We start from the raw sequence: 8382 nt of genomic DNA on the forward strand, positions 1-8382 counted from the left end.
TATTTTAAGAGTATTAATTAAGAGACAGTCTTTTCATTTGCAAAAATAAAGATACAATTTATACATAATGTCATTAAATTAATAAAAATTATGCATCTGGAAAAAATTACACCCCAGGGGTGTATATTTATTTGAGAAAATATTCTAATAAAGGTATAATATATGAAGGAAATTTTTGATGGGAGGGATTGTTATTTTTAATTTACAGAAAAGAATTATAGTATTAATTATGGCTACAACATTTATAAGTGGTATATGTCCAAATGTAAATGCATATGCAGCTACAAGTGATCTTTCTAAGTCACAAAAAAATAGCTCATTAGAAAATGAATTACAAAAAGATAAATCACAAGAGAAAAATAATAAAGATAGTAAATCACAAAAAAATAATTTAAAAGGGGACAAGTTATCTGAAAGTAATTCAAAAGAACAGGATTTAAAAGAAGATGTTGATGAAGTTCTAGACCAAGAGGAAAAAACTCCAGAACCAGGTTGGCATGTTATTAATGGAAAAAGATTTTATTTTACTGAAGATGGAATGTTACAAAAAAGAGGCTGGTTTGAAATAGAGGAATACATATATAAAGGAACGGAAACTAATCCTCAAGTATATGAACCAATCTTAAAGAAGAAGGAAAAAGAAAACACTAAAGTTGATAAAGATATACCAGAAGATGAAGACAAAGATGATATAAAATCTGAAGATAAAAAAACAGATAAAAAAATTAAAGAATCTGAGAATAATAATGAAGATATTAAAAATTCAGAAAAAGTAGAAGAAGATAACAAAAAGGGGGAAGAAGTAAACTCTCTTGAAGATAATAAAGAAGAAAATGATACTGATTTAAACAGTACAAGCTCTAAAGAAGATGAGTATGAAATAGTAGATCCTAGTAAAGATCCTAATTATGTACTTCACAAGAATACTTATTATTTTAATGATGATTATTCAGTTGCTATTGGATGGAAAGACTTTAGTGGTAAATGGTATAATTTTAATGAATATGGTGCAATGAGAAATGGTTGGAGCTATATTGATTATAAATGGTATTACTTAGATGATCATGGAGTAATGCAAAATGGATGGATAAAATTAGGTATGGATAAATATTATCTATATAAAACTGGTGAAATGGCTAGTGGAAAAATGAATATAGATGATAAATGGTACTATTTTAATGGTAGTGGGGCATTGGAGACAGGCTTTTATAGAAAGAATGACAAGGAATGTTATTCAAATAAAAATGGTGAAATGTTATCTAATGAATGGATAGAAAATAATGATAAAAAATATTATGTTAAGGCAAATGGGGAATTAGCAACAGGCAATATAATTATAGATGGTAAACCTGAAAGCTTTACTGATAGCGGTTTATATAAAGGTGGCGGAAAAATAGATGAATATCTTTATGTAAAATATTTAGATGTTGGAAATGCAGATTGTATATTTATAAAACTTCCAAATGGAGAGACTGCATTGATTGATACTGGATTAAATACAAAAGATAGTGAAAAGAAAGTAATAGACTTTTTAGAAAGTCAAGATATGAAAGAAGATAAAGATGATAAAAAAATAATCAATCATGTTATAATAACTCATCCTCATTCAGATCATATTGGAGGTCTATATAAAATTCTTAAGAATTTTAATGTAGAAAAAATATATATGCCTGAAAAAAGTTATTTAGAAGATTGTTTGGATTTAGAGGAAACTGGATCAGAATCTGGTGATATCAAGATTATGAAAGAAGACTATAGGGTATTTAAAAAGACTATGGATTTAATAGAAGATCTTGATATAGAAGTTATAAATGCAGTTTATGGACAAGATATCGATGAAGAAGGTATTTTGAAATTTGTTAATAGAGATACGTACTATGCAAAACCACTTGACAAAAGAGTCTCAGCTAATTATTGGGAAATAAATAATCAATCAGCTTTAGTATATTTAAAATATAGTGATTTAGGCGCATTATTTACAGGCGATATAGAATGGCTAGCTGAAAAAGATATAGTAGAATCAGATCTTTTAGCACATTCAAGAGTAGACGTATTAAAAGTTCCACATCATGGAATAAATACATCCTCAAGTTATATGTTTGTAAATTATATTGGAGCAGATATTGGTATAATTCCTAGAGAAACTAATCAAATAATGAAAAATGATGCTTACACTAATTTAGTAACAGGAAGAGTAACTTTATTTGAAACTGGACTTAAAGATGGTGTTTCATTATATGCAACAGAAGATGGATGGAATGTTCAATATTAAAATTATGTTTTAATACAATGTTAATATATGAATAAAAAAAGTGGACTTAGTAATTGAACATTAAAAATATAATAACAAAAAACAGAGTACTTAATGATGGATGTCATTAAGTACTCTGTTTTATTTTCTCGGGAGTTTAAAATTATTTGTTACAATGTTTAAAATAATTTTTTTCAGGATCAGTGCTATTTAAGTCGGAATTTTCACTAGACGTCATATCTTGAGTATAATCAAATTCCATGGAAGCGATGTTATTTACAACAATATCATCCACGGCTGGATTAGGTAAACTAATGGCAACTGATCCGTCTTCAGAAACACTTTCTATTTTGCTTTGTGTTGGATAATAATCTGTTCTTACCTTAGGTAGATAAGGCGATTTTTCATTATTCATAGAATATCACTTCCTTAATATTTTAAAAAAATTAATATATTAAAATAATATATTAAATAAATTAAAATAAGTTAAAAATAATGTTTATTTGGAGGTATTAATATTTACAGTAATATTATTTGAATAAACTCAAATTTAATACTAGGTTAAATTTGTAAAAATTAAAATATCGCATATATTTATATATGCATAAGTAAAATGGACTGAGTAATTAAACTTAGGAATTCTAAAATAAGTATAGTCTCATTTTAGCTTGTTTTAATATGAAATTGATTCAGTAATAAAAATCAATAGAAAATATTAATGTTTCTTGAGTTTTTTCTTAAGAAAACCTTAATAGAAGAAAAAATACTAAAATAGGTCCCAAAATATAAAATCAAATTTGTAATGTGTAGTGTAAATAAAAACAATTTATTTATTTTTCTTATCTTAAATCTTATCTTAAAGTCATTTAAATTATAATCCTTTTAGGGTTATTGACTGATTAATAAATCTGCTTAGAGTTATTAAGTAATTAGTAATTCTATTTAGAGTTGTCGACAAAAAAATCAAAAGTAATTTTTAGGTACCAAAAAGAAAAATTTGCTTATAATAGTTAACATGATGGTAAATTAAGCTATATCCTACAATAATTAAAGAAAAAGCCATTATAATTAAACTTTATAAAAGTGCTATTTTAAAAAATTTTAGATATTACAGTGTAAAACTAGTAGATAGGACTCTAAAAGGTAAATAAGAGATTGCCACTACGCTTATTATACTAAGATATCAATATTTAATTAAAATAGAGTTAAAAAATAAAAGTACTATAAAGCAAATATAATAAGAAATAACAGAATATAAAGAATTAAGCTTTAATATAAAAAAATAAAAATTTAAGGCTTTAAGATAATACACAAAGATAAAGAATAATAGGAATTTTGATAAGAAGAAAAATTAATAAAAAGAATTTGATAAGAAGATATATATAAGAAGAATTAATAAAAAGAGATTAATAAAAAGATAAATTTAAATGTAAATCGTACAAGAATAATATTTAAATTTTAAGTTGTAAACACGCACATCGAAAGGGGAAAGAATATATATGATAAAAAGAGCGAACAAAATAACATCATTATTACTAGTAGCGGCGGCGGTGACTTCATTAGTTCCGTCAACAGGTGTACATGCTGCAGATTATAAAAGAATACCATCAAAGGATGGTACAGTTTATAGTGCTCAAGCATATAAAGATGGAAACTTTGTTATAGATGGTGATGTGAAAAATGCAGATACTGAAGCAATCTATTTTTTAAGTAATGGTAAATACACAGAATTAGATGAGGTAGATACTGGTTCTGAATTTAACGGAGTATTTAATGAAAAATATCTTGATCTTGATAATGGAGATTACTTTGTTGATTTAACAAATGGTAAAGTATATGATGATGATTTAAGAGATGAAGGGGAAGATGATGCATCAATTGCGTTAAAAAAGAAAATAAAGAATAAAGCAGATGATAGATATTCAGATCATGATGAGTCAAAGAATGATTTAAAAGAACTTAATGGTTCAAAATATGGAGACGCATGGTTTGAAACTCATTACACTGCAGATGATAAAAAGACCAATGGTGGAGATGGAAATACAGCAAAAGAATTAACAGTTTATACAGATATTAAGGGAAATTATATTGATGCTGATTATAATCTAGGAAAAGTTAGAGTAACAGCTAATGGCAAGAATGTCAGTATAGATAATACTGATAAAGAATTTGACGTTGCAGGTGTAAGAGATGCATTAAAAGCTAAAGTTTCAAATCAAGATGTTATAGCACAAGATTCTAATAATATATATAGAAGAGCTACTGTAACAATTAATATTAATTCTTCATTTGTTACTGAAGGTACTTCAGATACTGCAACAATAGCTGATGTAAAAGAAGCAATAAACAGTATTGACGGTGTTGATGTAAATGGTAGCGTTAAAAAAGCCATAAAAGATGAAATTGAAAAAGCAGCTGGTCTAGAAGGGGCAACTATTGAAACTGTTAAAACAACAGCTTCAGCAGTAAGTATTGTAAAAGGAGAAGCTGATAAATTAACAGCAGATTCAGTAACAACACTTGATGGAATAAAGAATGCTAAAACACAACCATCAACAGGAATTATAAAAGCAGTTCAAGATGCAATAATTAATGCAGCAGAAAAAGCATTTGGAGAAGCAACAGGAGATGAAGCTACAAAAAATGCAAAAGCAATAGAAGCAGCAAAAGCAGCAAAGGTAGAAGCAATAGCAGATGCAACTTTAATTGAAAAAGCAGCAAATGGAGCAAAGGGTGATGGCACTTCTGATATTTTAATAGAACAAATAAATGGAATTAAAATAAATGATCATAGTGATGTATTTAAAAGAGGTGCAAATGGATCAGTAAGTTTTGAAACAATACAAAAAATTTCAAAATCTCAAGCTTCTAAGGATATAGATGGAGCTCATTATGCGAAGAATGTAACTACCTATGTTATATCTGATAAAGATGGTGATAAAGAAGATTTATTAGGTGGAAAATTCACAGCAGTAGGTGGAAAACTTGTTGAATACAAAATAGATGGAGATAATATAAATGCTAAAACTATCGAATTAAAATCAAGATCTGGACATTACTATACTGATATGTCTAAAGAAGAAGATCAAGATTTAGATAATGAAGAAGCATATGATATAGATGTTAATGGTAACATATGGGCTTTAAATGGAGGATTCATCTATAAATTTGATAATGATGAAGATTGGGACAAGGTTTATAAAGTAGACGGTTCTATGGAAAAATTATCAGTTTATGATAAAGATAATATGGTTACTTGGAATGAAGATGATGAAGTATATTCAATCATAGGTGAGAAAAAATCATCAGAAGATGAAGATAAAGATGATAATAATGAAGTTAAAAAAGGTTGGGACAAAGATAATTACGGAAACTGGATATTCTTTGATAATGAAGGAAATCAAGTTAAGTATCAATGGGTTAATGTAAATGGAACGTATTATTATCTTGATGAATATGGAATAATGCAATCAAACAAATGGGTAAATCCTTTTGGAAATTGGTACTATTTAAATGCAGATGGATCAATGGCTCATTCAGGCTGGTTAAATGATAGAGGAACTTGGTACTATCTAAATGATAATGGAAACATGTTAACTGGATGGCAATATGTAAATGGAACTTGGTACTTCATGGAACCATCAGGAGCTATGAAGACAGGGTGGATAAATGATAGAGGAACTTGGTACTATTTAAACGGTAATGGTTCAATGAAAACTGGTTGGCTTAATGATAATGGAACATGGTACTATTTAGATGGTTCAGGTAGAATGCTTTCTAATACAAGTGTAAATGGATATACATTAGGAGCAAATGGATCTTGGATTAGATAAGAGGTATAATATAAAATGTTAATATATGAATAAGTAAAGGTGGACTGAGTAATTGAACTTAGGAATGCTAAAATGAGTGTAGTCCTATTTTAGCTTGCTCCCAATATAAAATTAAGACAAGCAGTAAATATGACAATACTCATTGAGAATTCTCAAAGTCCAATTACAATGCCACTTTACCTATTGCATATATAAAAACATATTAAAATATAAACTTATAAAAGATAAAAAATTAAAATCTACGCTTAAAATAAAGTTGGTATTGTGTTAAATTACAACTTTCCCTCGTAATTAAATATCAATATAAATTAATATAATCAATATACAGGCTATCTCAAATTAGATATTTATATCTATGAGATAGCCTTTAATTATATTAAATATAAATTTATATACAAAAATTGAATAAAATTAAATTACTTCTATTTACTTGGTATTTTTCAATATAAATACCAAGTATTTTTATTACAATTTATGAAAGTATTTTTAATATATCTAAATTTTATGAGAAAAAAATATAAAAAAATTAAAAAAATCTTAGAAATATTACAAAAAAGTATAAAGAACTACAAAAAAAGTACCGAAATATAAAAAAGTGGAGGTATTATATTACGAAAAGAAAAAAGTGAATAATATTCCACAAAAACTAAAGAAGAAATTTTAGAAAAACTAAAGAAAAAGAAATTTAAGTGGAAAACTAGGAGGAAAAAATATGTTTAATAGAGCAAACAAAGCAACAGCTTTATTAGTAGCTGCTGCAGCTGTAGTATCATTAGTTCCAGCTACTGGAGTTAATGCTGCTGATTATAAGAGAATAGAATCTAAAGATGGTACTGTATACAGTGCACAAGCTTACAAAGACGGATCTTTCGTTATCGATGGTAATGTTAAAGATGGAGATACAGATGCTGTATACTTCTTAAACGAAGGAAAATACACTGAATTAGAAGACGTTGATACTGGATCAGACTTCGGAATATACGGAGAAAAATATGCTACTGTTGATACTGATGCTTACTTTATTGATTTAACAAATGGTAAAGTAACAGATGAAAACTTAGCTGAAGACAACATCGATGATGTTAAAGTAACTTTAAGAAGCAAAATAAGAAAAGACAATGATGACAGATATACTGATGCAACTGCAAAGGCACTTCCAGGATTAAATCAAATGGCAGGTTCAAACTTTGGAGAAACTTGGTATGAAGCTAACTATGATGGAAACAATGTTTATACTGATGCAAAGGGTAACTACATCGATGCTGATTACAATGTAGGAAAAGTTAAAGTTGCTGTTACTACTGGAACATCTGTTGAAACAGTTACTTTAAATAATACAAAAGATGCAGAAGATTTCAAGACTGCTACAAATGGTAAAGCAACAGTAACAGTTGATAATGCAAATGCAGAAGTAATTGGACAAGATTCAAACAACATATACAGAACTGTAAGAATGACAGTTTCAGTTGACGGAAATGCTGATATAAGTGAAATTAACGGAATGACAGTTAATGCAACAACTACTGCATTTGATGTTACAAACCCAAAAGCTGTAAGTTTTGATGTTATCCAAAAAATATCTAAAGCTCAAGCTTCAGATGATATAGATGGAATCAAATATGCTAAATCAGTAACTAACTACGTTGTTTCTAACGACAAGGGTGTTAAGGGAACTAAAGAAACTTTAACTGGAGTAACTTATTCAGTTGTTGGTGGAAAAGTTCTTGCATATGATTATGATGCAGCTGCTAAGACAGTAGATGTTAAAACATTAGATTTAAAAACATCTAAAGGATTCTACTATACAGATGTAACAGAAGCTGATACAGAAAAAGACGTTAAAACTCTTAAAGTTGATGTTGATGGAAACCTTTGGGCATTAGAATCAGGATTTGTTTACAAATTCGATAACGATGAAAGCTGGGATAAAGTTTACAAAGTAGACGGATCAATGGACCAAATGTCAGTTTACAACAAAGACAACATGGTTATTTGGAATGAAAAAGATGAAGTTTACTCAGTAATTGGAGCTAAAGAAGATACAGTAGAACCTGAAAAACCAGAAGTAACAACAGGATGGGTACAAGGTACTGATGGAACTTGGACATTCGTTAAAGAAGATGGAACTAAAGCTACTGGTTGGGCAGGAGTTAACGGAACTTGGTACTTCTTCAATGCAGCTGGAATCATGCAAACTGGTTGGATCAACGATAACGGAACTTGGTACTACACTAATGCTTCAGGAGCTATGTTAACTGGATGGCAAAACGTTAATGGTACTTGGTACTTTATGCAAGG

4 protein-coding genes are annotated in these 8382 nt (G+C 28.3%); 3 read left to right on the top strand and 1 reads right to left on the bottom strand.

The features are described 5' to 3' along the window. Positions 1 to 178 precede the first annotated feature (178 nt). Positions 179 to 2272 carry an MBL fold metallo-hydrolase gene (locus tag RGC78_RS13455; protein WP_309556806.1) on the top strand — a complete coding sequence of 698 codons (2094 nt, stop codon included), beginning with the start codon at positions 179 to 181 and terminating at the stop codon, positions 2270 to 2272. Positions 2273 to 2414: 142 nt separating this feature from the next. On the opposite strand, the gene RGC78_RS13460 is transcribed toward RGC78_RS13455, so the two are convergent. Beyond that, on the bottom strand, positions 2415 to 2666 hold the full coding sequence (locus tag RGC78_RS13460; protein WP_252211711.1) for a hypothetical protein: 252 nt from the start codon (positions 2664 to 2666) through the stop codon (positions 2415 to 2417). A 1084-nt stretch (positions 2667 to 3750) separates the two neighbouring features. Between RGC78_RS13460 and RGC78_RS13465 the strand changes: the two genes are divergently transcribed. Next, positions 3751 to 6084, top strand: coding sequence for an N-acetylmuramoyl-L-alanine amidase family protein (locus tag RGC78_RS13465; RefSeq protein ID WP_309556807.1), 2334 nt, complete (start codon positions 3751 to 3753; stop codon positions 6082 to 6084). Between the two features lie 712 nt (positions 6085 to 6796). Next, the coding region (locus tag RGC78_RS13470; protein WP_309556808.1) for an N-acetylmuramoyl-L-alanine amidase family protein at positions 6797 to 8382 on the top strand (1586 nt) is incomplete at its 3' end.

The organism is Clostridium aquiflavi (assembly GCF_031344075.1).
Classification (GTDB): Bacteria; Bacillota; Clostridia; order Clostridiales; family Clostridiaceae; genus Clostridium; species Clostridium aquiflavi.

Bases quoted from the DNA above. Each gene is read 5' to 3' on its own strand.
- RGC78_RS13455 (WP_309556806.1), top strand. From the start codon at position 179: ATGGGAGGGATTGTTATTTTTAATTTACAGAAAAGAATTATAGTATTA.
- RGC78_RS13460 (WP_252211711.1), bottom strand. From the start codon at position 2,666: ATGAATAATGAAAAATCGCCTTATCTACCTAAGGTAAGAACAGATTAT.
- RGC78_RS13465 (WP_309556807.1), top strand. From the start codon at position 3,751: ATGATAAAAAGAGCGAACAAAATAACATCATTATTACTAGTAGCGGCG.